Source organism: Streptomyces sp. 2P-4 (genome assembly GCF_030167965.1).
Lineage (GTDB): Bacteria > Actinomycetota > Actinomycetes > Streptomycetales > Streptomycetaceae > Streptomyces > Streptomyces globosus_A.
On the sequence record NZ_CP095011.1, the window covers coordinates 2,312,220 to 2,337,975 of the forward strand.

At 71.2% G+C, this 25,756-nt stretch carries 23 protein-coding genes and 1 tRNA gene; 4 read left to right on the forward strand and 20 right to left on the reverse strand.

What is annotated here, in order from left to right:
• Positions 1-23: 23 nt before the first annotated feature.
• The 18 genes from MUK52_RS09635 to MUK52_RS09720 all read right to left on the reverse strand — a co-directional run bounded on the left by MUK52_RS09635 (position 24) and on the right by MUK52_RS09720 (position 19,236).
• Positions 24-275, reverse strand: a complete 252-nt coding sequence (locus MUK52_RS09635) for an ATP synthase subunit C-like protein (protein ID WP_018535366.1) — start codon at positions 273-275, stop codon at positions 24-26.
• A gap of 75 nt (positions 276-350) precedes the next feature.
• Positions 351-1,187: a F0F1 ATP synthase subunit A gene (gene atpB, locus MUK52_RS09640; RefSeq protein WP_162793326.1), complete on the reverse strand. Its 837-nt coding sequence runs from the start codon at positions 1,185-1,187 to the stop codon at positions 351-353.
• Positions 1,188-1,397: 210 nt separating this feature from the next.
• Complete coding sequence (locus MUK52_RS09645; protein ID WP_114054194.1) at positions 1,398-1,835, reverse strand: Cg1360 family ATP-synthase-associated protein; 438 nt, start codon at positions 1,833-1,835, stop codon at positions 1,398-1,400.
• A 276-nt stretch (positions 1,836-2,111) separates the two neighbouring features.
• On the reverse strand, positions 2,112-3,446 hold the full coding sequence (locus tag MUK52_RS09650; protein ID WP_174250498.1) for an MraY family glycosyltransferase: 1,335 nt from the start codon (positions 3,444-3,446) through the stop codon (positions 2,112-2,114).
• Between the two features lie 105 nt (positions 3,447-3,551).
• Positions 3,552-4,781, reverse strand: coding sequence for a serine hydroxymethyltransferase (gene glyA, locus MUK52_RS09655; RefSeq protein ID WP_114054192.1), 1,230 nt, complete (start codon positions 4,779-4,781; stop codon positions 3,552-3,554).
• A 79-nt stretch (positions 4,782-4,860) separates the two neighbouring features.
• Complete coding sequence (locus MUK52_RS09660) at positions 4,861-5,547, reverse strand: arsenate reductase/protein-tyrosine-phosphatase family protein (RefSeq protein WP_472911980.1); 687 nt, start codon at positions 5,545-5,547, stop codon at positions 4,861-4,863.
• Positions 5,544-6,191 (reverse strand): L-threonylcarbamoyladenylate synthase, encoded by a 648-nt coding sequence (locus MUK52_RS09665; protein ID WP_114054191.1) that lies wholly within the window; start codon positions 6,189-6,191, stop codon positions 5,544-5,546. Before MUK52_RS09665 ends, MUK52_RS09660 begins: the two co-directional genes overlap by 4 nt.
• A gap of 46 nt (positions 6,192-6,237) precedes the next feature.
• A complete protein-coding gene (gene prmC, locus MUK52_RS09670; protein WP_125540883.1) occupies positions 6,238-7,083 on the reverse strand; it encodes a peptide chain release factor N(5)-glutamine methyltransferase in 846 nt (281 codons plus the stop codon).
• Positions 7,084-7,131: 48 nt separating this feature from the next.
• Entirely contained in the window at positions 7,132-8,217 is a 1,086-nt protein-coding gene (gene prfA / locus MUK52_RS09675; protein ID WP_114054189.1) for a peptide chain release factor 1, read from the reverse strand.
• 109 nt (positions 8,218-8,326) lie between these two features.
• A complete protein-coding gene (rpmE, locus tag MUK52_RS09680; RefSeq protein WP_030153765.1) occupies positions 8,327-8,545 on the reverse strand; it encodes a 50S ribosomal protein L31 in 219 nt (72 codons plus the stop codon).
• A gap of 170 nt (positions 8,546-8,715) precedes the next feature.
• Positions 8,716-9,819 (reverse strand): LCP family protein, encoded by a 1,104-nt coding sequence (locus MUK52_RS09685; RefSeq protein WP_284575585.1) that lies wholly within the window; start codon positions 9,817-9,819, stop codon positions 8,716-8,718.
• 236 nt (positions 9,820-10,055) lie between these two features.
• Positions 10,056-12,134 (reverse strand): transcription termination factor Rho, encoded by a 2,079-nt coding sequence (gene rho, locus MUK52_RS09690; RefSeq protein WP_114054187.1) that lies wholly within the window; start codon positions 12,132-12,134, stop codon positions 10,056-10,058.
• Between the two features lie 424 nt (positions 12,135-12,558).
• Entirely contained in the window at positions 12,559-13,485 is a 927-nt protein-coding gene (gene thrB, locus MUK52_RS09695) for a homoserine kinase (protein ID WP_284575586.1), read from the reverse strand.
• 381 nt (positions 13,486-13,866) lie between these two features.
• The gene (gene thrC, locus MUK52_RS09700) at positions 13,867-14,937 is read right to left on the reverse strand and encodes a threonine synthase (protein WP_114054185.1); all 1,071 of its coding nucleotides are present in this window, start codon (positions 14,935-14,937) and stop codon (positions 13,867-13,869) included.
• A gap of 6 nt (positions 14,938-14,943) precedes the next feature.
• Positions 14,944-16,236: a homoserine dehydrogenase gene (locus tag MUK52_RS09705; protein ID WP_162793123.1), complete on the reverse strand. Its 1,293-nt coding sequence runs from the start codon at positions 16,234-16,236 to the stop codon at positions 14,944-14,946.
• Positions 16,237-16,361: 125 nt separating this feature from the next.
• Positions 16,362-17,753, reverse strand: a complete 1,392-nt coding sequence (gene lysA, locus MUK52_RS09710) for a diaminopimelate decarboxylase (protein ID WP_284575589.1) — start codon at positions 17,751-17,753, stop codon at positions 16,362-16,364.
• Positions 17,754-17,772: 19 nt separating this feature from the next.
• Complete coding sequence (gene nrtL / locus MUK52_RS09715; RefSeq protein WP_284575591.1) at positions 17,773-18,735, reverse strand: ArgS-related anticodon-binding protein NrtL; 963 nt, start codon at positions 18,733-18,735, stop codon at positions 17,773-17,775.
• Positions 18,736-18,816: 81 nt separating this feature from the next.
• On the reverse strand, positions 18,817-19,236 hold the full coding sequence (locus MUK52_RS09720) for a response regulator (RefSeq protein ID WP_428985397.1): 420 nt from the start codon (positions 19,234-19,236) through the stop codon (positions 18,817-18,819).
• Positions 19,237-19,389: 153 nt separating this feature from the next.
• Here MUK52_RS09720 and MUK52_RS09725 point away from each other — a divergent pair.
• A tRNA-Arg gene (locus MUK52_RS09725) sits at positions 19,390-19,461 on the forward strand.
• A 436-nt stretch (positions 19,462-19,897) separates the two neighbouring features.
• Here MUK52_RS09725 and MUK52_RS09730 read toward each other — a convergent pair.
• Positions 19,898-20,686 (reverse strand): site-specific integrase, encoded by a 789-nt coding sequence (locus MUK52_RS09730; RefSeq protein ID WP_284575593.1) that lies wholly within the window; start codon positions 20,684-20,686, stop codon positions 19,898-19,900.
• A gap of 443 nt (positions 20,687-21,129) precedes the next feature.
• Here MUK52_RS09730 and MUK52_RS09735 point away from each other — a divergent pair, with 443 nt between their 5' ends.
• The 3 genes from MUK52_RS09735 to MUK52_RS09745 all read left to right on the forward strand — a co-directional run bounded on the left by MUK52_RS09735 (position 21,130) and on the right by MUK52_RS09745 (position 23,579).
• Positions 21,130-21,393 carry a CopG family transcriptional regulator gene (locus MUK52_RS09735; RefSeq protein ID WP_284575594.1) on the forward strand — a complete coding sequence of 88 codons (264 nt, stop codon included), beginning with the start codon at positions 21,130-21,132 and terminating at the stop codon, positions 21,391-21,393.
• Positions 21,390-21,803 carry a PIN domain-containing protein gene (locus MUK52_RS09740; RefSeq protein WP_284575595.1) on the forward strand — a complete coding sequence of 138 codons (414 nt, stop codon included), beginning with the start codon at positions 21,390-21,392 and terminating at the stop codon, positions 21,801-21,803. The genes MUK52_RS09735 and MUK52_RS09740 overlap by 4 nt, the downstream gene beginning before the upstream one ends.
• A 114-nt stretch (positions 21,804-21,917) precedes the next feature.
• A complete protein-coding gene (locus MUK52_RS09745; protein ID WP_284575596.1) occupies positions 21,918-23,579 on the forward strand; it encodes an N-6 DNA methylase in 1,662 nt (553 codons plus the stop codon).
• 12 nt (positions 23,580-23,591) lie between these two features.
• On the opposite strand, the gene MUK52_RS09750 is transcribed toward MUK52_RS09745, so the two are convergent.
• Positions 23,592-25,748, reverse strand: coding sequence for a UvrD-helicase domain-containing protein (locus MUK52_RS09750; RefSeq protein ID WP_284575599.1), 2,157 nt, complete (start codon positions 25,746-25,748; stop codon positions 23,592-23,594).
• Positions 25,749-25,756: the final 8 nt, after the last annotated feature.

Consider the following 25,756-nt stretch of genomic DNA (forward strand, 5'->3'; position numbering starts at 1 on the left):
CTAAAGGGTGTTCGCTACCGCGATCAGGAGGTCGGGTAGACGAACGGCATGACCAGACCGATGAGGGCGAGCGCCTCACAGAAGGCGAAGCCGAGGATCTGGTTGGCGCGGATCAGGCCGGCGGCCTCGGGCTGGCGGGCCAGGGCCTGGGTGCCGTTGCCGAAGATGATGCCGACGCCGACGCCGGGGCCGATGGCGGCGAGGCCGTAGCCGATGGAGCCGAGGTTGCCCTTGATTTCGACGCCAGCGGCGAGGGTCTGCGCGAGAGCGGACATGCCGGTTCTTCCTTCTCTTTCATGGACCGGTGGGGGTTGGCCACCGGACGTCTGATGGTTTGGGGGTGGGGCCGGTCAGTGGTGCTCGGCGACGGCGCCCTGGAGGAAGCTGCAGGCCAGGAGCACGAAGACGTAGGCCTGGACAGCCTGGATGAAGAGCTCGAAGGCGGTCATCACGATGACCATCACGAACGAGACACCGGCGTAGGCGATGCCGATGCCGTTCAGCAGGTACCAGCTGGCGATCGTGAAGAGCAGCAGCAGCGTGTGACCGGCGAACATGTTCGCGAAGAGACGGACCGCGTGGGTGAAGGGGCGGACCAGGACGTTCGAGAAGAACTCGATCAGCATGACCAGCGGCAGGATCCCGCCGAGCGACTTGTCGTAGCCCGTCAGGTTCTTCAGGCCGCCGATGAAGCCGTGGCGCTTGAAGGTGACCGACATCCACATGACGTAGATGACGAGCGCGAGGCCGGCCGGGTAGGCGATGACGGAGGTCACCGGGAACTGGGCGACCGGGATGATCGACCAGAGGTTCATCATCCAGACGAAGAAGAACGTCGCGACCATGAAGGGGACGTACTTCTCGCCTTCCTTCTTGCCGAGGGTCTCGTAGACGATGCCGCGGCGGACGAAGTCGTAGCCGGCCTCGGCGACCATCTGCAGCTTTCCGGGAACCACCTTCGGCTTGCGGAAGGCCGCCCAGAAGAAGGCGAGGATGATGACGGACCCGAGCAGGGCCAGCAGCATCGTCTTGTTGAAGTAGACGCTGCTGTCCGCGTCGCCGAAGATCGGCTCGAACAGGAACGAGTGCAGGCCAGGAGCCGGGAAGCCACAGCCGTCGAAGATGTGGCAATCGGTCTCGAAGGCGAGCACCTGCGTCGGGTCAGCACTCACCGCGGGCTCCTTCAGCGTGGCGCATAGGTACGGCAACCTCGTTGTGTCGGCGCGGCGCAGGGCCGCGGGTCGGCACGGGACTGGTCTTACGGATGTGGGGGCGGCCGGCAGGCATTGAGCCTCGCGATTGAGCAGGCGTCAGCTCAGATGCCCGCGCCCGCGATGCCGCACACGGCACCGGACGATAGCAGCATCTCGAACGACCACTTATCCCGCCCCTACCCTTCACGACGAGGACCCCGTGTTTTCGGGCTTGTCACCCTTGTCGGCGTTCGGCTCGACGTAAAGGATCTTGGCCTTCATGTGGGCGCGGGTCTGCGCGGCGATCCAGACGAGCGTCGCGACGACCAGCGAGATGGCGAAGGCCTTGGGGTTGAAAAGCGTCGTGTCCCGGAACGCGGCGACGAAGACGAACAGCAGCAGGATCTGGGTCGTGTAGAGGACCAGGCCCATCATCTGGAACAGATGCGGCCACGACCGGGCCGTGTGCTGCAGTACGACGAAGCCGACACCCATGAACGCGATCACCACCAGCGTGGCGACGAGCGCACCGATGGCCCCCTCGCCACCCGCGACCACGCCGCTGACGATCGCGGCGACAGCGCCGGCGGCAGCGGTGGGTACGGCGGTTTGCAGCAGGGATCGGACGTCATCAGACCGCATGGCGGGGTAGCTCCGCGTGGTGGTGGGGGTACGGGACTCGTACGGGACGAGCGTAAGGCCCGGTCCGAGCAGAACGCTCGGGCCGAGGGACCGTCGCACTACGACCCTTCGGCACTGTCACCGGGTTTAGTGAACGGTATCACAAACTATTTGATGAGAGCTTTACCTGGCTCGTGTGCTTACTGTCACACATGAGAGCTAACGCGCCCGTGTGTGCACGACGGGCGGCCGTTTCGTGTGGTAAAGGCGTTTCGATTCCGAATTGCGGATGCGCCGTCAGCGCGCGGATCCGGCCTTACGCCGCTCGGGGAACCGCGAACGGGGGCCCACCGCTGTCGCGCCGTTGACGCCGGAGACGCCCACCGCGACCGCCCGCGCCGGCTCCGGCTCCCGCCCCGAGGCGTCCTGTGCGGCCGCCTCCGCGGCCCGCTCCGCGTGCCGGTAGCGCGGCGGCACCAGGAACTCCGCCCAGCGCGGGGCGCGCGGCGTGAAGCGCGGCAGGAGCAGCAGGACGAGGCCCACGGCGCTGAGCAGGGCGATCACGAAGACGATCCACATCGAGGCCGAGTGCACCGAGTAGGCCACCGCGCTGAAGGCGAAGAGCCCCGACCAGAAGTACATGATCAGCACGGCGCGGCTGTGCGAGTGGCCGAGTTCCAGCAGCCGGTGGTGCAGGTGCCCGCGGTCCGCGGCGAAGGGCGACTGGCCGTTCCAGGTGCGCCGCACGATGGCCAGGATCAGGTCCGTCATCGGGATCGCGATGATCGTCAGCGGCAGCAGCAGCGGGATGAAGACCGGCAGCATCGCGTGCGTCGCGTTGCGCTCGCCGCCCGCGAAGAGCGCCATGGTGTCCGGGTCCACCTGGCCGGTGATCGAGATCGTGCCGGCGGCCAGGACGAGGCCGATGAGCATGGACCCCGAGTCGCCCATGAAGATGCGGGCCGGATGCATGTTGTGCGGCAGGAAGCCCAGGCACATGCCCATCAGGATCGCCGCGAAGAGGGTCGCCGGCGCCGCCGCCTCGATGCCGTAGCCGAACCAGATCCGGTACCCGTACAGGAAGAACGCCGCGGCGGCGATGCAGACCATGCCCGCGGCCAGGCCGTCGAGGCCGTCGACGAAGTTCACCGCGTTGATGGTGATCACCACCAGCGCGACCGTCAGCAGGTTGCCCTGCCACTGCGTGAGCGCGACCGTCCCGACACCCGGGACGGGGATCCACAGGATGGTCAGGCCCTGCATGACCATCACGCCCGCGGCGATCATCTGCGCGCCCAGCTTGATCAGGGCGTCGATCTCGAACTTGTCGTCGAGGACGCCGATCAGCCAGATCAGCGCCGCCCCGGAGAGCAGCGCCCGCGGCTCGTTCGACAGCTCGAAGACGCCGTTCAGGTTCGGCAGGTGGTCCGCGACCAGCAGGCCCGCGCACAGGCCGCCGAACATCGCGATGCCGCCGAGCCGCGGAGTGGGCTCGCGGTGCACGTCGCGGGCGCGGATCTCGGGCATCGCCCCGGCCGCGATGGCGAACTTCCGAACGGGCCCGGTGAGCAGATAGGTCACCGCGACCGTGACGCAAAGCGTCAGCAGATATTCACGCACGGGCTGCCCCAGATGTATCGCCGGCCATCTCAGCCCCACACATTAGCCGTGATGTGCCCCATGCCGAGGACGCGAGGGGTCCGGTCGGCGGTTGCAGCCGGCCCCGCCCGGCCGCGCTCACCGGCCGTACGGCGGGAAGCCCTGCGCGAGAGCGGCCACCTCCGCCCGCACCCCCGCCGCCTGACCGCGCAGCGCCTCGGCGAACAGGCCGGCGATCCGCGCCATCTCCGGCTCGCCCATGCCCTGCGTGGTCACCGCGGCCGTGCCCAGCCGGATCCCGCGCTGGTCCCCGTACGGCAGGGCGCAGGTGTCCAGCACGATGCCCGCGGCGGCGAGCCGGCCCCGGGCCGCGGGGCCGTCGACGCCGAGCGCGGCCGGGTCGGCGGTGATCAGGTGCGTGTCGGTGCCGCCGGTCGTGACGGCGAACCCGCGCTCCTCCAGCGCCTCGGCGAGCACCCGCGCGTTGGCCACCACCCGATGGGCGTACGTGGTGAACGCCGGGCGGGCCGCCTCCCCGAAGGCGACGGCCTTCGCCGCGATGGTGTGCATCTGCGCGCCGCCCTGCGTGAACGGGAACACCGCCCGGTCGATCCGCTCGGCGAACTCGGCGCCGCACAGGATCATCCCGCCCCGCGGGCCCCGCAGCACCTTGTGCGTCGTGGCGCAGACGACGTCGGCGTACGGGACGGGGCTCGGCGCGGCCCCGCCGGCCACCAGCCCGATGGGGTGGGCGGCGTCGGCGATGAAGTAGGCCCCCACCTCGTCGGCGATCTCCCGGAACACCGAGTACTCGGGGTGCCGCGGGTAGGAGATGGAGCCGCAGACGATCGCCTTCGGCCGGTGGGTCCGCGCCAGCTGCTGCACCTGGTGGTAGTCGATCAGCCCGGTCTCGGCGTCGGTCCCGTAGCCGACGAAGTCGAACCAGCGGCCCGAGAAGTTGGCCGGAGAGCCGTGGGTGAGGTGCCCGCCGTACGGCAGGCCCATCGCGAGGACGGTGTCCCCCGGCCGCAGCAGGGCCGCGTACGCGGCGAGCATCGCCGAGGAGCCGGAGTGCGGCTGGACGTTGGCGTGCTCGGCGCCGAACAGCGCCCGCGCCCGCTCGGCGGCGGTCCGCTCGGCGAGGTCGGCGTACTCGCAGCCGCCGTGGTACCGGTTGCCCGGGTAGCCCTCGGCGTACTTGTTGGCGAGCGCCGAGCCGAGCGCGGCGAGCACGGCGGGCGAGGTGAAGTTCTCGGCGGCGATCAGCTGCAGCGTGGTGGCCTGCCGCTGCGCCTCCCCGGCGAGCACGTCGGCCATCTGCGGATCCTGCTGCCGCAGCAGGTCCGTGGGCGGGGTGATGACGCTCATGGCGCGACTCCAGTGGGATACCCGGGTACCGCCACTGTAGGCCCGCGGGGCCCGTCGCGCCCTGCGGGGCACGGGCGGCTCAGCGGGGCGCGGCGACGCCCGTCAGCGCCGTCACGACCGGGTCCAGCGCCTGGTTGATCTCGTCGCCGATCGAGCGGAAGAAGGTGATCGGCGCACCGTACGGGTCGTGGACCTCGTCCGCGTCCGGGGAGGGGGCCAGCAGCCAGCCGCGCAGCGCCGCAGCCGCCCGTACGAGGGCCCGGGCGCGCTCGGCGACACCGTCGTCGAGTGGGGGCAGGGTGGCCGGATCTATCGCCCGCACCAGGCGGGTGAACTCCTTCAGCGTGAAGGTGCGCAGGCCGGCCGAGTGCCCCATGGAGATGACCTGCGCCCGGTGGTCGCGGGTGGCGGTCAGGACGAGGTCGGCCCGGATGACGTGCTCGTCGAGGAGCTCGCGGCCCGTGAACCCGGTGGCGTCGGCGCCGAAGTCGGCGAGGACGGCGGCGGCGTTCGCCTCCATCGGGGCGCCCTCGTGGCCCCAGGTGCCGGCGCTCTCGACGATCAGCCCGCTGGCCGGAACCTGCCCCAGGCGGTGCGCCAGCGCATGCCGGTTCAGCCGCTCGGTGATGGGCGAGCGGCACACGTTGCCGGTGCTGACGTGGAGGATGCGGAAGGTGTCCGGGCCCGCCGGCTCCCCCGCCGCGGGCCGCCCCTGGGCGGCCGCGGGGACGCCGCCGCCGGCTATGCCACGCCCCTGAGGGCTCACGGGGCCACCTCGAGGTCGGGTACGACCTCCCGCAGCTGTCCGGCGGACAGCGCGCCCTCGCGCAGCAGGACGGGGACCTTCCCGGTGACGTCGACGATCGACGACGGCTGGATGCCGGGCGTCGGGCCGCCGTCCAGGTAGACGGAGACGGAGTCGCCGAGCATCCGGCGGGCCGCGTCGCAGTCCTCCGGGGCCGGGTGCCCGCTCAGGTTCGCCGAGGACACCGCCATCGGGCCGACCTCGGTCAGCAGCTCGATCGCGACGGGGTGCAGCGGCATGCGCACGGCGACGGTGCCGCGGGTCTCCCCGAGGTCCCAGGCCAGCGACGGCTGGTGCCTGGCGACGAGCGTCAGCGCGCCCGGCCAGAAGGCGTCGACGAGCTCCCACGCCTGCTCGGAGAAGTCCGTGACGAGGCCGTGCAGGGTGTTCGGGGAGCCGATGAGGACCGGGGTGGGCATGCTGCGGCCGCGGCCCTTGGCGGTGAGGAGGTCGCCGACGGCCTCCGCACTGAAGGCGTCGGCGCCGATGCCGTACAGCGTGTCCGTGGGCAGTACGACGAGCTCGCCGCGGCGCACGGCGGAGGCGGCTTCGCGCAGGCCCGTCCTGCGGTCCGTCGCGTCGTTGCAGTCGTATCGCCGGGCCATCAGCGGGCCTCCTCGTGCAGCGGAGTGGGGGCGGGTCGGGGGGCGCTCACGGCCGGGCCTTGCGGGCGGTCGCGAAGCGCGGGCGGTTGTTGAGGTCGGGGTGGTCGGCGGCGTCCGCCCAGCCCAGCTCCTCGGCGAAGATCCACGGGACCTGGCCGCCCTGGGTGTCGGCGTGCTCGACGACGACGATCCCGCCGGGCCGCAGCAGCCGGTGCGCGGTCCGCTCGATGCCGCGGATGGTGTCGAGGCCGTCCTCGCCGGAGAAGAGCGCCATCTCCGGGTCGTGGTCGCGCGCCTCGGGGGCGACGTACTCCCACTCGGTGAGCGGGATGTACGGCGGGTTGGAGATCACCAGGTCGACCTGCCCGTCGAGCTCCGGCAGGGCCTCCAGGGCGTCGCCCTGGTGGACGGTGACCCGGGAGCCCTCGGCGTTCTTGCGGGTCCAGCGCAGCGCGTCCTCGGACAGCTCCACCGCGTGCACGCGCGAGCGGGGCACCTCCTGGGCCATGGCGAGCGCGATCGCGCCGGAGCCGGTGCACAGGTCCACGATCAGCGGCTCGACGACGTCCATCGCCCGGACGGCCTGTATGGCCCAGTCGACGACCGACTCGGTCTCGGGCCGGGGCACGAACACCCCGGGCCCGACCTGGAGCTCCAGGTAGCGGAAGAAGGCCCGCCCGGTGATGTGCTGGAGCGGCTCGCGCGCCTCGCGGCGGGCGACTGCCTCCCAGTAGCGGGCGTCGAAGTCGGCGTCCTTGACGTGGTGCAGTTCCCCCCGTTTGACGCCGTGGACGAAGGCCGCGAGCTCCTCCGCGTCGAAGCGCGGTGAGGGCACGCCTGCGGCGGCCAGCCGCTGGGTGGCCTGGGCCACCTCGGCAAGCAGCAAGTTCACGCTGGTCCTCCGGGCTGCTGTCGTACGGGGGGGGTGGCGGGGGACGGGTCAGTTGGAGTTCGCGGCCGCGAGCTTGGCGGCCGAGTCCGTGTCGACGCAGGCCTGGATAACCGAGTCGAGGTCGCCGTCGAGCACCTGGTCCAGGTTGTACGCCTTGAACCCGGTCCGGTGGTCCGAGATCCGGTTCTCCGGGAAGTTGTACGTCCGGATCTTCTCGGACCGGTCCACGGTGCGGACCTGGCTGCGGCGGGCGTCCGCGGCCTCCTGCTCGGCGGCCTCCTGGGCGGCCGCCAGCAGGCGGGACCGCAGGATGCGCATGGCCTGCTCCTTGTTCTGGAGCTGGCTCTTCTCGTTCTGGCAGGAGGCGACCACACCGGTCGGGATGTGCGTGATGCGCACGGCCGAGTCGGTGGTGTTGACGGACTGGCCGCCGGGGCCGGACGAGCGGTACACGTCGATGCGCAGGTCGTTCGGGTTGATCTCGACCTCGACCTCCTCGGCCTCCGGGGTGACGAGCACGCCGGCGGCGGAGGTGTGGATGCGGCCCTGCGACTCGGTGGCCGGGACGCGCTGGACGCGGTGGACGCCGCCCTCGTACTTCAGCCGGGCCCACACGCCCTGGCCGGGCTCGGTGGCGCCGTTGCCGCCCTTGGTGCGGACGGAGACCTGGACGTCCTTGTAGCCGCCGAGCTCGGACTCGGTGGAGTCGATGATCTCGGTCTTCCAGCCGACCCGCTCGGCGTAGCGCAGGTACATGCGCAGCAGGTCGCCGGCGAACAGGGCGGACTCGTCGCCGCCGGCGCCCGCCTTGATCTCCAGGAGGACGTCCTTGTCGTCGCTGGGGTCGCGCGGGACCAGCAGCAGGCGCAGCTTCTCGGTGAGCTCCTCGCGCTGCGCGCCCAGCTCCTTGACCTCGGCGGCGAAGTCGGGGTCGTCGGCCGCGAGCTCCTTCGCGGTGTCGATGTCCTCGCCGGTCTGCTTCCACGCCCGGTAGGTGGCGATGATCGGGGTCAGCTCCGCATAGCGCTTGTTCAGCTTGCGCGCATTGGCCTGATCGGAGTGGACCGAAGGGTCGGCGAGCTTCTTCTCAAGGTCGGCGTGCTCGCCGACCAGTTCCTCGACCGCCTCGAACATCGGGGGCTCCTGGGGTGAAAGTACGAAAAATGGCTGCGGGACGACAAAGGCGCCGGCCCGGCCGCCCCCGTTGGACGGGGTGCAGCCGGGGTCCGGCGCCGGGGGCTCGCTACTTCGAGCCGGCAGCCTTGCCGAAGCGGGCCTCGAAGCGGGCGACACGGCCACCGGTGTCGAGGATCTTCTGCTTGCCCGTGTAGAACGGGTGGCACTCGGAGCAGACCTCGGCACGGATGGTGCCCTCGGTCAGGGTGCTACGGGTGGTGAACGACGCGCCGCAGGTGCAGCTGACCTGGGTCTCGACGTACTCGGGGTGAACATCGCGCTTCAAGGTGTCTCCTAGATTCGGGAGGGCGCCGGGTCGCAGGGGCGGAATTGCGCACTGCGTGAACCGGGGCCGACAGACCAGTCTGCCAGGACCGGGCTGCCTGTCAAAATTCCGGGAACGCCCTCCTCAACGAGCGGGGCGGCCGGCGTATTCCGCACCCGCGCGGAGTCGGTCTACCGGACGATCTCGGCGGCCTTGCCCTTGTCGCCGGCGGAGGCGGCGGTGGCCTCGGCGGGGATCGGCTGCTCGGCGAGCAGGGCGTCCCAGACCATCTTGGACTCCTTGGCGAGCGGGGCGACGCGGTTCGTGTCGTACGGGTCCGCGCCCACCGGCAGCGTGATCATCTGCATGTCCTGCGCGTCGATGCCCTGCAGGCTCTGGGCGAAGCCGAGGAGGGACTTCACGTCGCCGAGCGCCTTGTCCGTGGTCAGCGACCTGGTCCCGGTGTCGGCGAGGTCCATCAGCCGCTTGGGGTTGTCGAAGATCCCGATGCCCTTGACCTGCTTGATCAGGGCTTTGATGAAGGCCTGCTGGAGCTGTATTCGGCCCAGGTCGCTGCCGTCGCCGACGCTCTTGCGGGTGCGGACCAGGCCGAGGGCCTGCTCGCCGTCCAGGTGGTGGGTTCCGGCCGGGAGGTCGAGGTGGCTGCCGTCGTCCTTGATGGGTTTGGCGGTGGTGACCTCGACGCCGCCGAGGGTGTCGATGATCCCCTTGAAGCCGGTGAAGTCGACCTCGATGTAGTGGTCCATGCGGATCCCGGACATCTTCTCGACGGTCTTGACGACGCAGGCCGCACCGCCGATCGAGAAGGCCTCGTTGAACTGCTCGCGCTGCCGGCCGCGGTCGGTCCTGCCGTTCGCCAGGGTGCAGGGCGGGCGGTTGACCATGGTGTCGCGGGGGATCGACACGACGCTGGCCTTCTTGTGGCCCTCGTACAGGTGGACGATCATCGCCGTGTCGGAGCGGGCCGCACCGCCGTCGTCGCGGCCGTACGCGGCGTTCGCGCCGCCGCGGGAGTCCGAGCCGAGGACGAGGATGTCCATCGAGCCGTTGTCGATGTTCTGCGGGCGGTCGGAGCCGAGCGCCTGGTCGATGTCGACGGTGTGGAGGTTCCCGTTCAGCTTGAACCAGAACCAGCCCAGGCCCGCCCCGCCCAGCAGGACCACTCCGGCGGCGGTCCACGCGGCGACGGCCAGGCCCCTGCGGCGCCCGGCCGGCTTCCGCCGCCGCCGCGATCCGGCGCGGTGCGGCTTCGGGCCGCTGCTCTCCTCGCTCATGCTCTCCTCAGTCCTGGGGAGCGGTCCCGCCGCCGCCCGGCCGCTGCGCGCCCCCTTGACACAGACGGAGCAGTGCTGCGCTGGGTTCCACACTGCGGCGGGCCGGAATGCGCGAAAGCCGCGGATGTGGCGAAGGCCGCACGGAGCGGGCGTACCGGCTGCGGCGCGGAAAACGCGGGGCCGCCCCCGCCGCGGAGTGCGGCGGGGGCGGCCCCGGTACGGCGCGGGTGCGGCCGTCAGTCGTCGTTCTTGCCTGCAGGGGTCGTCTTGGCGATCTGCATCAGGAACTCGGCGTTCGACTTCGTCTGCTTCATCTTGTCGAGCAGCAGCTCGATGGCCTGCTGCGAGTCGAGCGCGTGCAGCACCCGGCGCAGCTTCCAGACGATGGAGAGCTCCTCGCTGTTGAGGAGGATCTCCTCCTTGCGGGTGCCCGACGGGTCGACGTCGACGGCGGGGAAGATCCGCTTGTCGGCGAGCTTGCGGTCGAGCTTGAGCTCCATGTTGCCGGTGCCCTTGAACTCCTCGAAGATCACCTCGTCCATGCGCGAGCCGGTGTCGACCAGCGCGGTGGCCAGGATGGTCAGCGAGCCGCCGTCCTCGATGTTGCGCGCGGCACCGAAGAAGCGCTTCGGCGGGTACAGCGCGGTCGAGTCGACACCACCGGACAGGATGCGGCCGGAGGCGGGCGCCGCGAGGTTGTACGCGCGGCCCAGGCGGGTGATGGAGTCCAGCAGGACGACCACGTCGTGGCCCAGCTCGACGAGGCGCTTGGCGCGCTCGATGGCCAGCTCGGCGACGGTGGTGTGGTCCTCGGCCGGGCGGTCGAAGGTCGAGGAGATGACCTCGCCCTTGACCGACCGCTGCATGTCGGTGACCTCTTCCGGACGCTCGTCGACGAGGACGACCATCAGGTGGCACTCGGGGTTGTTCGTGGTGATCGCGTTGGCGATCGCCTGCATGATCATGGTCTTGCCGGTCTTCGGCGGGGCCACGATCAGGCCTCGCTGGCCCTTGCCGATCGGCGACACCAGGTCGATGATGCGCGTCGTCAGCACGCCCGGGTCGGTCTCCAGGCGGAGCCGGTCCTGCGGGTAGAGCGGGGTCAGCTTCTGGAACTCCGGGCGGCCGCGGCCCGATTCGGGCGCCATGCCGTTGACGGAGTCCAGGCGCACCAGCGCGTTGAACTTCTCGCGGCGCTCGCCGTCCTTGGGCTGGCGGACGGCGCCGGTGATGTGGTCGCCCTTGCGCAGGCCGGCCTTGCGGACCTGGGCGAGGGAGACGTACACGTCGTTCGGGCCGGGCAGGTAGCCCGAGGTCCGGATGAACGCGTAGTTGTCGAGGATGTCGAGGATGCCGGCGACGGGGATCAGGACGTCGTCGTCGGCGACCTGCGGCTCGCCCGGCGCGAAGTCGTCGCGGCCTCGGCGGCCCCGGCGGTCGCGGTAGCGGCCGCGGCGGCCGCGGCGGCCGCCCTCGTCGTCGAAGTCGTCCTGCGGGCCGTTGTCCTGCCGGCCCTGCTGGCCCTGCTGACCCTGCTGGCCCTGGCCGCGGCCGCCCTGCTGGCGGTCGCGGTCGCGGTCGCCGCGGCCGCCGCCCTGGCCCTGGCCACCCTGGCCCTGGCCCTGGCCCTGGTCGTCGCCCTTGGCACCGCGCTCGCGGCGGTCGCGCTGGCGGTCGCCGCGCTCCCGGCGGTCGCGGCGGCCGCGCCCCTCGCCCTCCTGGGCGGGGGCGGACACCGCGGTGGCGGCCTCGGCCTTGGTCTCGGCCGGTGCTGCGGCGGCCGTCTCGGTCTTCGCCTCGACGACGACGGTGGCGGCGGGAGCCGCGGCCTCCGGGCTGCCGGAGGGCGCCGTGGCACGGCGGCGGCGGCGCTCGCCCGCGGGGGCCTCGTCCGCCGCGCGCTCGGCCTCGCCGGTGCGGGCGCCGCCGGCCGGCTGGCCGGGGATCTCGATCTGCGCCGCGGCGGCGGGCTTCTCGGCCGGCGCCTCGGCGGGGGCCTCGCCCGTACGGGCCTTGCTGGTGGCGCGGCGCTTCGGCTTGGCCTCGGCGTCGGCGGCGGGAGCCGCGGCCTTGGCGGCACCGCCGCCGGCCTGCGCCTCCTTGATGACCTCGATCAGCTGGCTCTTGCGCATCCGCGCGGTGCCCCTGATCCCGAGGCCCGACGCGACCTGCTGGAGCTCGGCCAGGACCATGCCCTCGAGGCCGGTGCCGGAGCGGCGTCGCCGGCCGGCTGTGCTCGTCGCGGCGGCCGCGGCGGGGGCGCTGGTGTCGACGTTGGTGTCGGCAGCGCCCATCAGATCGGTGGTGTCGCTCACGAAGGGTCCTTCCCTGGAGCGGACGTCGGCCTGTCTGGCTCGGCGACCGGTTGTGCTGTCCGACAGCAGTCCTAGGTGTATGGACCGTGCCGGGGCGGTGGTCCGCCGGTAGATGTACGGCGGAGAGAAACGTGCTTGGGTGGTTCCGGCGCGAGGCCCCCGAGCTGGACGCGTGGGAATTTCACGCCGATTCCGGAGCGTGCTCGAAACTGCTGGCGGCGATCAAAGCAGTCGGGGAGGCTCCCGGAAGAAAGGTGGTCCCGGATGGGGACACTGAGCGCCTGGCCATGACGGCTTCGGCTGCGCACTTGAGACTAACACTACCGGATCCAACAGATATTCCCCCTCTCAATCACCGGCAATCGCGCTTTCCGCGCGGGCGGCCTGCCCAGGCCGCCCGCCCCCGGCTGCTGCACCGGGGCGGTCAGCCGCTCTGGGCTGCCAGCGGGAGTACGCTCGCGCCCGCGGAGTCGAGGGCCAGCCGGTTGGCCGCCCACCCCTCGCCCGCGAGCTGCGCGACCTTGTCGGCCGCGTCGTTGTCGGCCAGCGCGAGGACCGTGGGGCCCGCGCCGGAGATGACCGCGGGGATGCCGTCCGCGCGCAGTCGGTTGACGAGTGCCACGCTCTCGGGCATCGCCGGGGACCGGTACTCCTGGTGGAGGCGGTCTTCGGTGGCCGGCAGCAGCAACTCGGGACGCCTGGTCAGGGCTTCGACGAGCAGGGCCGCGCGGCCGGCGTTGGCTGCGGCGTCCACGTGGGGGACGGTGCGCGGCAGCAGGCCGCGCGCGGTCTCCGTCAGGACGGGCTTGGAGGGGACGAAGACCACCGGAACGATGGAACGCGCGGGCTCCATGCGGATCGCCCGGGCGCTGCCGCCTTCGGTCCAGGCGAGGGTGAAGCCGCCGAGCAGGCAGGCGGCGACGTTGTCGGGGTGGCCCTCGATCTCGGTGGCCAGTTCCAGCAGGGCCGCGTCGTCGAGGCGGGCCTCGCCGCCTATGGTGACCGCGCGGGCGGCGACGATGCCGGCGCAGATGGCGGCGGAGGAGGAGCCGAGGCCGCGGCCGTGCGGGATGCGGTTGGCGCAGACCACTTCGAGGCCGCGTGGCTGTCCGCCGAGCAGGTCGAAGGCGGTGCGCATGGAGCGTACGAGCAGGTGGTTCTCGTCCCGCGGGAGGGTGTCGGCGCCCTCGCCCGCGATGTCGATGCCCAGGCCGGAGTCGGCCACCCGGACGACCACGTCGTCGTAGAGCCCCAGGGCCAGGCCGAGGCTGTCGAAGCCGGGGCCGAGGTTGGCACTGCTGGCGGGGACGCGCACCCGTACGGCGGCGGCGCGGAACGCTGGACCGGCCATCGTCCGATGACACTCCTTGTGACTGTGCGAGAACTTCGCTGTGAATGTACTGGAGAACGTACGACACCCGAAGGCCCTGTGGGCAGCACCGCGGTCATATGCGCGGTGGCGGATGTCGGTACAGCGTATCGAAGGAAGGTTCTTCCGCGACATAGGGCGCACGGGAGGCGCACGACGCGTGTCGCGCCCGGGTCCCGCAGGCCGTGGGTTTTGGTGCCGTACGGCCTGAGTTGCCGGATTCGTCGGCCGGGGCCGGGGCCGGGCCGCTGCGGGTTGCGAGGCGTTCCGGCGGAGCCGGAGCCCGGCAACTCGGGGCCGGTCGGGGCCCCTTTGCGGCCGCGGCCGGCCCCGGACCGGGCAGAGCCGGTCCGGGGCGGCGCGTCAGACCAGTCCGAGGCGGGCGGCCGCGGCCTCGGCGTCCACCGGGACGGTGACGGGCTGCGGGGCGCCGGCCACCGCCCAGTCGGGGTCCTTCAGGCCGTTGCCGGTGACGGTGCACACGATCTTCTGGCCGGGGTCGACCAGCCCCGCCTCGGCGGCCTTGAGCAGGCCCGCGACGGACGCGGCGGACGCCGGCTCGACGAAGACGCCCTCCTGCGAGGCCAACAGCCGGTAGGCGGCGAGGATGTGGCGGTCCGTCACCTCGTCGATGAAGCCGCCCGACTCGTCGCGCGCGGCCAGCGCGTACTCCCAGGAGGCGGGGTTGCCGATGCGGATGGCCGTGGCGATGGTGTGCGGCTCCTTGACGACCTCGCCGCGCACGATCGGAGCGGAGCCGGAGGCCTGGAAACCCCACACGCGGGGCGTACGGGAGGCCAGGCCGTCGGCCTTGTACTCCTTGAAGCCCTTCCAGTACGCCGTGATGTTGCCGGCGTTGCCGACGGGCAGCACGTGGATGTCGGGGGCGTCGCCGAGCGCGTCGACGATCTCGAACGCGGCCGTCTTCTGGCCCTCGATGCGCACCGGGTTGACGGAATTGACCAGCGCCACCGGGTAGTTGTCGGACAGCGCGCGGGCGAGGTCGAGGCAGTCGTCGAAGTTGCCGTCCACCTGGAGGATCTTGGCGCCGTGCACCAGCGCCTGGCCCATCTTGCCGAGGGCGATCTTGCCGCGGGGGACGAGCACGGCGGAGACCATGCCGGCGCGCACCGCGTACGCGGCGGCGGAGGCGGAGGTGTTGCCGGTGGACGCGCAGATGACCGCCTGTGCGCCCTCCTCCTTGGCCTTGGTGATGGCCATGGTCATGCCGCGGTCCTTGAACGACCCGGTCGGGTTCGCACCCTCGACCTTGAGGTGCACCTCGCAGCCGGTGCGCTCGGAGAGCACCTGCGCGGGCACGAGGGGAGTGCCGCCCTCGCGGAGCGTGACCACGGGCGTCGCGTCCGTCACCGGCAGGCGGTCCCGGTACTCCTCGATGATGCCGCGCCACTGGTGGGTGCGATTGCTGCTCATGGGTCCTTACTCCCCTTCAACACGCATGATGCTGGCGACACCGCGGACGGTGTCCAGCTTCCGCAGGGCCTCGACGGTCCCGGAAAGGGAGGCGTCGGGCGCGCGGTGGGTGACGACGACGAGGGAGGCCTCGCCGTCCTTGCCCTGCTGCCTGACCGTGTCGATCGACACCCCGTGCTCCGCGAAGCACGTGGCCACCTGGGCGAGGACACCCGGCTTGTCGGCCACATCGAGGCTGATGTGGTACCGGGTGACGACGTCGCCCATGGGGCTGACCGGCAGCTGGGTGTAGGCCGACTCGCCGGGCCCCGTTGCCTCGGCGAGCTTGTTCCGGCAGACGGCGACGAGGTCGCCGAGGACCGCCGAGGCGGTCGGTGCGCCGCCCGCGCCGGGCCCGTAGAACATCAGCCGCCCGGCGGCCTCCGCCTCGACGAAGACGGCGTTGTACGCCTCGCGGACGGAGGCGAGCGGGTGGCTGAGCGGGATCATCGCGGGGTGGACGCGCGCGGTGACGGACTCGCCGTCGGCGGCGCGCTCCAGGATCGCGAGGAGCTTGATGGTGCAGCCCATGCGCTTGGCGGAGGCGAAGTCGGCGGCGCTGACCTCGGTCATGCCCTCGCGGTAGACATCGTCGAGGTGGACGCGGGTGTGGAAGGCGATGCCGGCGAGGATGGCGGCCTTGGCGGCGGCGTCGTAGCCCTCGACGTCGGCGGTGGGGTCGGCCTCGGCGTAGCCGAGGGCGGTCGCCTCGTCGAGCGCCTCCTGGTAGCCGGCGCCGGTGGCGTCCATCTTGTCGAGGATGAAGTTCGTCGTGCCGTTGACGATGCCCATCACCCGGTTGATCTTGTCGCCGGCGAGGGACTCGCGCAGCGGCCGGATCAGCGGGATGGCGCCGGCGACGGCCGCCTCGTAGTAGAGGTCGAGCCCGGCCTGCCCGGCGGCCGCGTGCAGGGCGGCGCCGTCCTGCGCGAGGAGCGCCTTGTTCGCGGAGACGACGGAGATGCCGTGCTCGAACGCGGTGGTGATCAGGGTGCGGGCCGGCTCGATGCCGCCGATGACCTCGATGGCGACGTCGATGTCGCCCCGTTTGAGCAGGGCGGTGGCGTCGGTGGTGATCAGTGCGGGGTCGATGCCCTCGCGGACCTTTGAGGGGCGGCGGACGGCCACGCCCGCGAGCTCGACGGGCGCGCCGATCCTCGCCGTGAGGTCGTCGGCGTGCGTCGTCATGATGCGCGCCACCTCTGAGCCGACCACACCACAGCCCAGCAGCGCCACCTTCAGCGGACGCGTACGCATCATTCGACCTACGCCTTTCGATCTTCCCTCGGCACCCGGCGCGCGGAATTGCGCGTCAAGTCTGGACCAGTCTCACGCAATGGACACAAGTTTCCACCTTCGGTCCAATGCGTGAGACATCTATTTCATCATCCGACGTCGAGGCGCAGGAGATCTTCCTCCGTCTCGCGCCGGACGATCACCCGGGCCGCCCCGTCGCGCACGGCGACGACGGGCGGGCGGAGCGCGTGGTTGTAGTTGCTGGCCATGGAGCGGCAGTACGCACCGGTCGCGGGCACGGCGACGAGGTCGCCGGGGGCCAGGTCGGCCGGCAGGTAGGCGTCCTTGACGACGATGTCGCCGCTCTCGCAGTGCTTGCCGACGACGCGGACGAGGACCGGCTCGGCGTCGGAGGTGCGCGAGACGAGCGCGATCGAGTATTCGGCGTCGTAGAGCGCGGTGCGGATGTTGTCGGACATGCCGCCGTCGACCGACACGTACGTGCGCAGCCCGGGCAGCGGCTTGACGGTGCCGACCTCGTAGAGGGTGAAGGCGGTCGGGCCGACGATGGCGCGGCCCGGCTCGACGGAGATGCGGGGCGCGCGCAGCCCGGCGGCCTCGCACTCGCGGGCGACGATCTCGTGGAGGGCCTTGGCGATCTCGTGGGGCTCGCGCGGGTCGTCGGCGGAGGTGTAGGCGATGCCGAGGCCGCCGCCGAGGTCGATCTCGGGGAGCTCGACGCCGTGCTCGTCGCGTACGGCGGCCAGCAGCTGCACGACGCGGCGTGCGGAGACCTCGAAGCCGGCCATGTCGAAGATCTGCGAGCCGATGTGGGAGTGGACGCCGAGGAGCTCCAGGCTGTCGTGGCCGAGGGCGCGGCGTACGGCCTCGGCGGCGGACCCGTCGGCGACGGCGATGCCGAACTTCTGGTCCTCGTGCGCGGTGGCGATGAACTCGTGGGTGTGCGCCTCGACGCCGACGGTGACGCGGATCTGCACGGGCTGGCGGACGCCGTGCTCGCGGGCGGTGTGGGCGACGCGGGCGATCTCCTGGAAGGAGTCGAGGACGATGCGGCCGACACCCGCCTCGACGGCGCGGGTGATCTCGGCGGCGGACTTGTTGTTGCCGTGGAAGGCGATGCGCTCGGCAGGCATGCCGGCGGCGAGGGCGGTGGCGAGCTCGCCGCCGGAGCACACGTCGAGGTTGAGCCCCTCCTCCTTCAGCCAGCGGACGACGGCCTTGGAGAGGAAGGCCTTGCCGGCGTAGAAGACGTCGGCGTCGGGGCCGAAGGCGTCCGCCCAGGCGCGGCAGCGGGCCCGGAAGTCCTCCTCGTCGAGGAAGTAGGCGGGCGTCCCGAACTCCTCGGCGAGGCGGGTCACCTCGATGCCGCCGACGGACACGGTGCCGTCGTCGCCGCGCCGGACGGTCCGGGACCAGACCTTCTCGTCGAGGGCGTTGAGGTCGGCGGGCGGCGGGGAGTAGTGGCCCTCGGGCAGGACGTCGGCGTGGCGGGGCCCGGCGGGGTGCGCGGAACGGCTCATCGGTGTCTCTCTTCGCGGATCACAGGCGGTCGGGGGCGTCGATGCCGAGCAGGGCCAGGCCGCCGGCCAGCACCGCCCCGGCGGCTTCGGCGAGGGCCAGCCGGGCGCGGTGGGCGGCCGAGGGTTTCTCGTCTCCGAGGGGCAGGACGCCGTACTGGAAGCCGAGCAGGGCGTCGGCGAGCTCGACGAGGTGGCGGGCGAGGTACTCGGGCGCCCGGCGGTGCGCGGCGGCTTCGAGGGCGAGGGGATGATCGCGCAGGACGCGCAGCAGTGCGTCGGCACCGCCGTCCAGGGGCCCGGCCTCGGGCGCGAACCCGAGCAGGGCGGCGTTGCGCACCAGCGCACGGGCCCGGTCGTGGCCGTACCGGACGCGGAAGAACTCACTGGACTCGTCCTGCCGGAGCAGCCACGGCCCGAAGGCCGGCGTCTCGTGCGCGGGCATGCGCAGCACGGCCCACAGTGCGGCATCGGTCCCGTACGAGGCGGCGACGTCCCCGTCCTTCCGCGCGACGGGCGCGACGTCAGACGGAGGACCGTCAGGGGCGTCGCCCTGTGCGATCCGGATCCGCCGCACGGCGGCCCGGACGGCCTGCTCGCGCAGCTCGCCGGCGGGCAGCGGGACGCGGGCGGCGACATCGGCATACCGCCGGCCCCGTACGGCCGCGTCGGCGACAACCCCGGCGACGGCCGACTCGCCCAGGACGAAATTCAGGAACCCCGCACCGGTGACCTCGACACGCTCGATCCCGGCCTCAAGCCCGAGCCGTGCTGCCAGCACCCGGGCCACGTCGACGGGCGAGGCTCCACCGGCGCCCTTGGCGACCTGGAAGGCGACGGGGGTGGCGTACTCCCCCACCCCGCCGGGCCGGGTCCGCTCGATGACGACCCGCTCGGGCACGGCGGCCCCCTCGGGCAGCTCCCCGTCCGCGACGGCGCAGCGCACGGCGCGCACGACGGTGCGGGTGAGGTCGGCGGGGGTCACGGGAACCAGCCTAGGCCAGAATTCCCGCCCCACCGCGACCGATTCCGCGATGTGAAATGCCCGGGGGGAACACCCCCGGGATCAGCCCCGCTGCCCGGCTCCGGCTCCCCTGCGCTCCCGGCGGCCGCGGCGCTCGACGAGGCGGCGCACCACCTGCACCAGCTCGGCGGGCTCGAAGGGCTTCGCGATGAAGGCGTCGACCCCGGCCTCGATGCCGGACTCCACCTCGTACTGGGTGCAGGCGCTGATGATGGCGACGGGCAGGTCCCGGGTCCGCGGGTCGGCCTTGAGCCGCGCGGCGGCCCCGAACCCGTCGAGCCGGGGCATGACCACATCAAGGGTGATCACATCGGGGGCCACGTCGTGCACGATGTCCAGACACTCGGCACCATCGCTCGCGGTCACGACCTCGAAGCCCTCCAGCTCGAGATTGACCTTGATCAGCTGCCGGATGACCTTGTTGTCGTCGACGACAAGGACCCGGCCCGAGGCGCCTGGCACAACTCGAGAGTAGGTCGGCTGCGGCCCCCGCGTCCGGGTTTTCGCCACTTCCACCCCGTCCGGGCGACCCGCTCCCCCGTCCCCCGGAAACGGTTTCTGATCACCCGGCGGAAGCTGGTAGTGTTCAACCCGTCGCCGCACAGCGAACGACACGCCCCCGTAGCTCAGGGGATAGAGCAACGGCCTCCGGAGCCGTGTGCGCAGGTTCGAATCCTGCCGGGGGCACTTCCGGAAAGAGGGCCTGACCAGCGAAAACGCTGGTCTGGCCCTCTTTTGCTTGGGACGAAACAGCAACGGCCTTGTTTGCCGTCACTTCTTCCACCGGCACCACTCTGACCTAGACTTTTACCGCACCGCACCTGCGGTGTCCCTTTATGCCCGATCCCGCGAAATCGGCGCCGCGGGACATGTGCGGGACGAAAGCGCCTCGGAGAGGGCGGACGCCCCTCTCCTGCACCCCGTGACCTGCGTGTTTTCCAGCCAGCGCAGGCAAAACACATACGGAGCAGGGGGCCGTTGCACTTCGCGCCCCCGTCCCTCCGGCCTGGTCCTCCACCTCGACAGGGCGTGGGCTTCCCAGGGCACTGGCTCGCACTGGGACGCACTCAGGACACGAGTTCCACGTGAGCCGCTGGGTTCACCACGAGGAGTTGACGCCCCCTCAGTTGTATTCGTCCAGAAGCGCGTCGATGCGTCGGTTGGCGAGGGCCTGGCGACCGTAGAGGCACTTCGCGTACCGGGTCATGAGGACCTCGACGCTGTTGCCCGCCCGTTCGGCGACCTCGGTGGGATCGACGCCGGCGTTCAGCCAGGTGGACAGGGCCGAGTGCCGCAGGTCGTAGGGGCGGACGGCGAGGGGAGATGCCACCAGGTCCGGCGGGAGGGCGAGTTTGCGAGCCTCATGCCAGGCGCGATCGTACGCGCTGGAGCCCACGATGCCGCCCTTCGCGTTGAAGAACAGCCGACCGCCGACCGTGGTGCCGAAGGTGTCGACGCTCTCCCTCCACAGGCGGACGAGTTCGGGCGGGAGCGGCACGACAGGCGGGCGGCTCTTCAGGCCGCGCAGGTCGTGGTTCCGTCCGCTGTCGGTCCCCTTCTTGCCGACGGAGGGGCGGGTGGCGTGCAGGACCACGCTGCCCCACCCTGCCGCAGGCAGGTCGCAGTCCGGCAGCGTGACGGCCACGGCTTCGGCCGGCCGCAATCCGGCGTAGTACATCCCGGCGAAGGGGCCGACCAGCCTCCGCCCCCGCGCCCGCTCGTAGCCACCGACGTAGGAGACCGCGCAGAGCAGGTTCCGCGCCCGCGCGGGGTTGACGACCACCCGGGGGTCGATCTGCTGGACGGTCTCGGTGATGCGCCAGCTGACATGGGCCAGGGGGGGCGGCTCGCGCGTCGGGCCGGGGCACCACGAACGCCCAGTTCCGCAACGCCCGCCGCAGCAGCTCGTCATCCGGCCGCCCTCGCGCCCTTCGGCACTTCGCCATGGTCATGGAGCAGAGGGCGTCGTTGGTCTCGTTCCGGGTCTTCGCGGAAACCTACCCCCAGCGCACCTCCAGGTATTCGAGCGCGAAGGCGTACCAGCCGGTGTGGGCCGCGCCCGGCCCCTTCGCCACCCGGCCGAAGTCTCCAGCGGCGGCTGACCTGACGGCCCGGACCAGCGAGGCCCCGAGCTCGTCGGGCAGCGCCCTGACATCCGCTCCGTCGTCGGCCGTCAGCCCCCATGGGGGGGCTTCACCGCCCTGGCCCCATGTCGCCGGGGTGTACGTCGTGCCTGGCCTACTGAACTCCGCATAACGTCCACCGCCTCTCTCCAGGTCGACGCGCCGCCTGCGGCAGCCGTGCCAACCGGAAAGAATCCCTGAGTCCGGGAGGATGGAAGGTAGGATAGATAGCATGAGTGAGCCCACCGGCAAGTACTCGATCACCATGCCACGCGACATCGCCGAGGCCGCCAAGGCCCGCAGCGGCCCCTCCGGCCTGTCCGCCTACGTGGCCGCGGCCGTCGCCCGCCAGATCGAACGCGACAACCTCAACGAACTCATCAGCGTCGCCGAAGCCGAGCACGGCCCCGTCACGGATGAAGAGATCCAGGCCCTGCGCGACCAGCTCGCCCGGGCCCGCCGCGAGCAGACGGAGCACGGAGCGGACGCCGCGTGACCCGCTCCCCCGCGGTCCCCGGCGGCACTCTCGTCCTCGACAGCGAGGGACTGGCCAAGGCCGTCCTTCGCGACCGCGCGGTCACCGCCTGGCTCGCCCTGGCACGCGCCGACGACCTCCGCGTGATCACCTCTGCGGCCACCCTCGTCGAAGTGATCCACCCCCGCATCAACCGCCCGGCCCTGGAGTGGACGCTCTCCCGACTCGTCGTGGAACCGATCACCGAACCGATCGCCCGCCACGCCGCCGCCCTCCTCGCCGATACCGGCCTGCACGGCCATAAGTACGCCATCGACGCCATGCTCGCCGCCACCGCCCTCGCCGCACCCGGGCCGGCCACGATCCTCACCTCCGACCCCGAGGACCTCACCGCTCTGTGCGGCGGACGCGCGACCGTGATCGAGATCTGACCGATCCCTCGCTCGCCTTCTCCGCGCGGAAAGAAGACGCCCCCCTAAAGGTACGTTGACGTCGTCAACGCTCACTATCTACCTCGTGTCTGTAGCGGCGTGTACGGTTGACTCATGAGGGATGAAGCGGGGGCAGCAGACCCTTTGATCACCGGGGCCGAGATCGCACGCATCGCAGGCGTCACGCGAGCGGCGGTGTCGAACTGGAGGCGCCGCTATAAGGACTTCCCCGCCCCGGCGGGAGGCAGTCCGGGCACGCCGCTGTTCTCCCTTGCCGACGTACGGACATGGCTGGCAACCCAGCGGAAGAGCCAGGACGTCTCCGACGAGGTCCGGCTCTGGCAGGCGCTTCGTGCGTCGTTCGGCGATGACCTGATCGGCGGCCTGGCTTCAGTCGCCGAGTTCCTCTCGACGGGAGATCCGTCCGGTCTCGACTCCGCGGCAGCCGCGCTCGTCACCTCGTCGGCAAAGAACGCCCCCGCCGCCGACGCAGTCGACGGACTTGTCGAGCGCTTCCAGGACTCGGCCCGCCGCAGCGGCTCTGACCAGGTGTCCTCCGCACGGGTCACCCGGGCAGTTGTCCACTTCGCGGGCCGGGTCCCCGATGGCGCCACCGTCTTCGACCCCGCCTGCGGTATCGGGGTCCTTCTCATGGCCGTAGGAGACGCCGACGGCACGGTCATTCGCGGGCAGGAGATCGACCCTGCAGCAGCACGGTTCGCCGGCCTTCGAGCCGAGTTGACCGGCAGAACCGATGCGGTGATCCAAGCGGGTGACTCGCTGCGGGCGGATGCCTGGCCCTCGCTCCGCGCCGATCTCGTCGTCTGCGAGCCGCCTGCCTCCGGCCCCGACTGGGGGCGTGAGGAGCTGCTCCTCGACGCGCGTTGGGAGCTCGGTACGCCCTCCAAGGCCGAGGGGGAACTGGCCTGGCTCCAACACTGCTACGCCCACACCGCCCCCGGGGGGCGCACGGTGATCGTCATGCCGGCCTCCACGGCCTACCGCAAGGCGGGACGCCGGATCCGGGCAGAGCTCGTGCGGCGGGGAATCCTCGTCCAGGTCGTCGCACTGCCTGGCGGAGTCGCCTCCTCGCACTCCGTCCCCGTACTGCTCTGGACCCTCCGCCGCCCGAAGCCGGACGACGCGGATCCGTCGCACGTGCGCATGATCGACCTGACGGGCAACGAGCCGGACGGACCGCTGGAACCCAGTAATGACCAGGTCGTCGACGTCCCCCTCATCGACCTTCTCGACGAGACCGTCGATCTCACTCCGGGCCATCACGTCCACCGTTCCACCCATGACTTCCGAGCGGAGTACCAGTCCCTGCGGGAAGAGATCGAGCAGCAACTCCACGCACTGGGTGCCCTCCTGCCCGCTCTGCGAGAGGGGGTGGGAGAAGACTCTCTGGACACGGCCACGGTCAGCCTCGCTGAACTGTCCAGGGCGGGTCTGATCGAGACCGATGCCGGCGGCCCCCATTCGACGAGTCCTCAACTCGATACGGACTACCTGCGCGGCTTTCTTCAGAGCGTGTCAAATGTCCGCCGCTCGACCAGCGCCAGCGGTACGCATCGTGTGGACGCGCGAGCGGCACGCATCCCGCAGATGGCGGTCACCGACCAGCGTCGCTACGGAGCGGTCTTCCGCACACTCCAGGAGTTCGAGGAGCGCATGACGAAGCTGGCGGAACTGGGGCAGAGGGCTGCCGCTCTGGCCAGGGACGGACTGACCAACGGCGCCCTCGTCCCCCATGCGGGCGACTCGGGCGAGTGACAGCCCGACGGGTCAGAGAAGTGCGGCGGGCAGGGGAACGAACGAGCTCGGCTTTCCGCTCCAGGACACGTGCAGCGCTTCCCGCGCCCGTGTGCAGGCCACGAACAGCAGGCACCGCTCGCGCAGCAGATCAGCCTCGTGCTGCAGTCTGTCCGTCGCCGCCGCGGTGACCTCGCGGGCGAAGGGAAGCGCGCCGTCGGAGACGCCGAGTACACCGACGCCCCGGAACTCCAGCCCTTTCATCGCGTGCATCGTCGCGAGGCGCACTCCTGCCGCTCCCGCCCCCGGCGCCTCCTTGACCCGGACCACGGGAATGCCCCGAGCCGCGAGCCTGTCGTACACCTTGTCCAGGAGCAGGTGGAACCGGGCACACACCCCGATCTCCTCAGCACGCATGCCCTGGCCGATCCACTCCTCGATCCGCTCGACGATCGCGTCCGCCTCAGCCTGCTCGGTGGCGTGTCCCATGACATGAGGCCGGCCTCCACGGAGGAGGGAACGGTAGCCGAGGAGGGTGTCCACACCGTCCCCGCCGAGATCCTCGACAGCCACATCGTTCAGGATGCCGGTGGACCAGCTCAGGATCTCCTCCGTGCTGCGGTAGTTGACCCTCAGCCGACTGCTCCGGCCTGTCACCCCGATCCCCAGTGAACTCAGGCTGACCCGGGAGTCGTAGATCCGCTGATGAGGGTCACCGGTGATGAAGAGGTCATCGGGTCCGCGCCGTACAGCGGCCCTCAGTACGCGCCACTGGGCCGGATGCAGGTCCTGCGCCTCGTCGACGACCACGTGGTGGTAGTCATGACCGTCCGAGGCTTGTCGCGCCGACAGTAGCCGTGCCGCCTCGGCGCAGACTTCGAGGTGGGTGCGGCCGCCTCGGGCGGAGAGTTCGGCCCGGAAGAGCTGCACCGCCTCCCAGACGCGCTCTCGCTGGGCTACGGGCAGCGCCGAGCCGCGTCCTCTGCGCACCGCGCCCCGGTAGGCATCGAGCGTGTCGATGTCCTGGGCGAGTACGACGTGGCGATATTCCTGGGCGAGGAACTGCTCCGGCCACGGAAGGCCGAGGCGTTTGCCGACCCGCTGCCAGATCTGCCGCTCCTCACGGTCTCCGACGAGGGACGGCGTCCGGCCGCATGCTGTCTGAAGGACTCGGTGTGCGTAGGCGTTCACCGTCGTCACGTCGACCCTGCGAAGCTGCGCCTCATCGCCGTCGAGCAGCAGCGCGAGGTTCTCGCGCAGGCTCACCGCGAGCGCGTTGGTGTACGTGGTGAACAGGACCCGGCTGTCTTCGGAGCGGGACAGCAGGTGTTTGACACGGTGCAGGGCGACAACGGTCTTGCCCGTGCCCGGGCCTCCGGTCACCTGGGCCGGTCCGCCGTAGGACACGCGGTAGGCAACGCGCCGCTGGGAGGGGTGGAGGAAGACCCGCCAGGCGGCGAAGGGCTTCTCCAGGATCTCGGCCAGTTCGTCCGGCCCGGTCACGAGCGTGATGCGGCTTCTGGTGTGGAGGATCGCCGACGCGAGGTCGTCCGCGGGGTCTTCAGGAGCGTCGGCGGGCCGCCGTGCGGTGACGACGTCGCGGTAGACCTCTTCGGGGTTGAAGCCCTCCGCGAGGTACTGGAGGACTTCGAACTGGTCCTCGGGAAGCAGGGTGCCGAACGCGTCCAGCTGGGCCTGGTCCGTGATGGTGCGCACCGCCCGCAACACCTGCGCGTCGATGCCGAGTTCCCGCAGCACGGTGTCCGAATGGGAGGCGAAAAGCAGAGTGGGGGCCACTGCCGCCGCCTTCTCCAGGACCGGCGTCAGTTGCTCGATGGCGACGACGTTGCGGACCTCCAGGCCGCGGGTGGCGGTGTTGACCGTGTAGAGCCGCTTGGCCGCCCAGCTGTAGGCGTCGTCGTGCGGCACGACGTTGACGAGGAGGAAGAGATCGCTGCCGTCGTTCGGGGCGAGGACCACTCCGCGCCAGAAGTCGTTGATCCGGATGGTCCTCATCCGTGGATCGCGCGCCTTCTCCACCGACTCCAGGTGAAGCCCCTTGTCGGCGTGCAGTTCCGCGACGGTGAGCTGTTGGAACTTGGCCATCGCCTTGCGCACTCCGGCTTTGACGGGCTTCTCCAGCACGTCGTAGCTCTCCCAGAAGCTGTTCGCGAAGGCGAGCTGGGGCACGGTGGGCT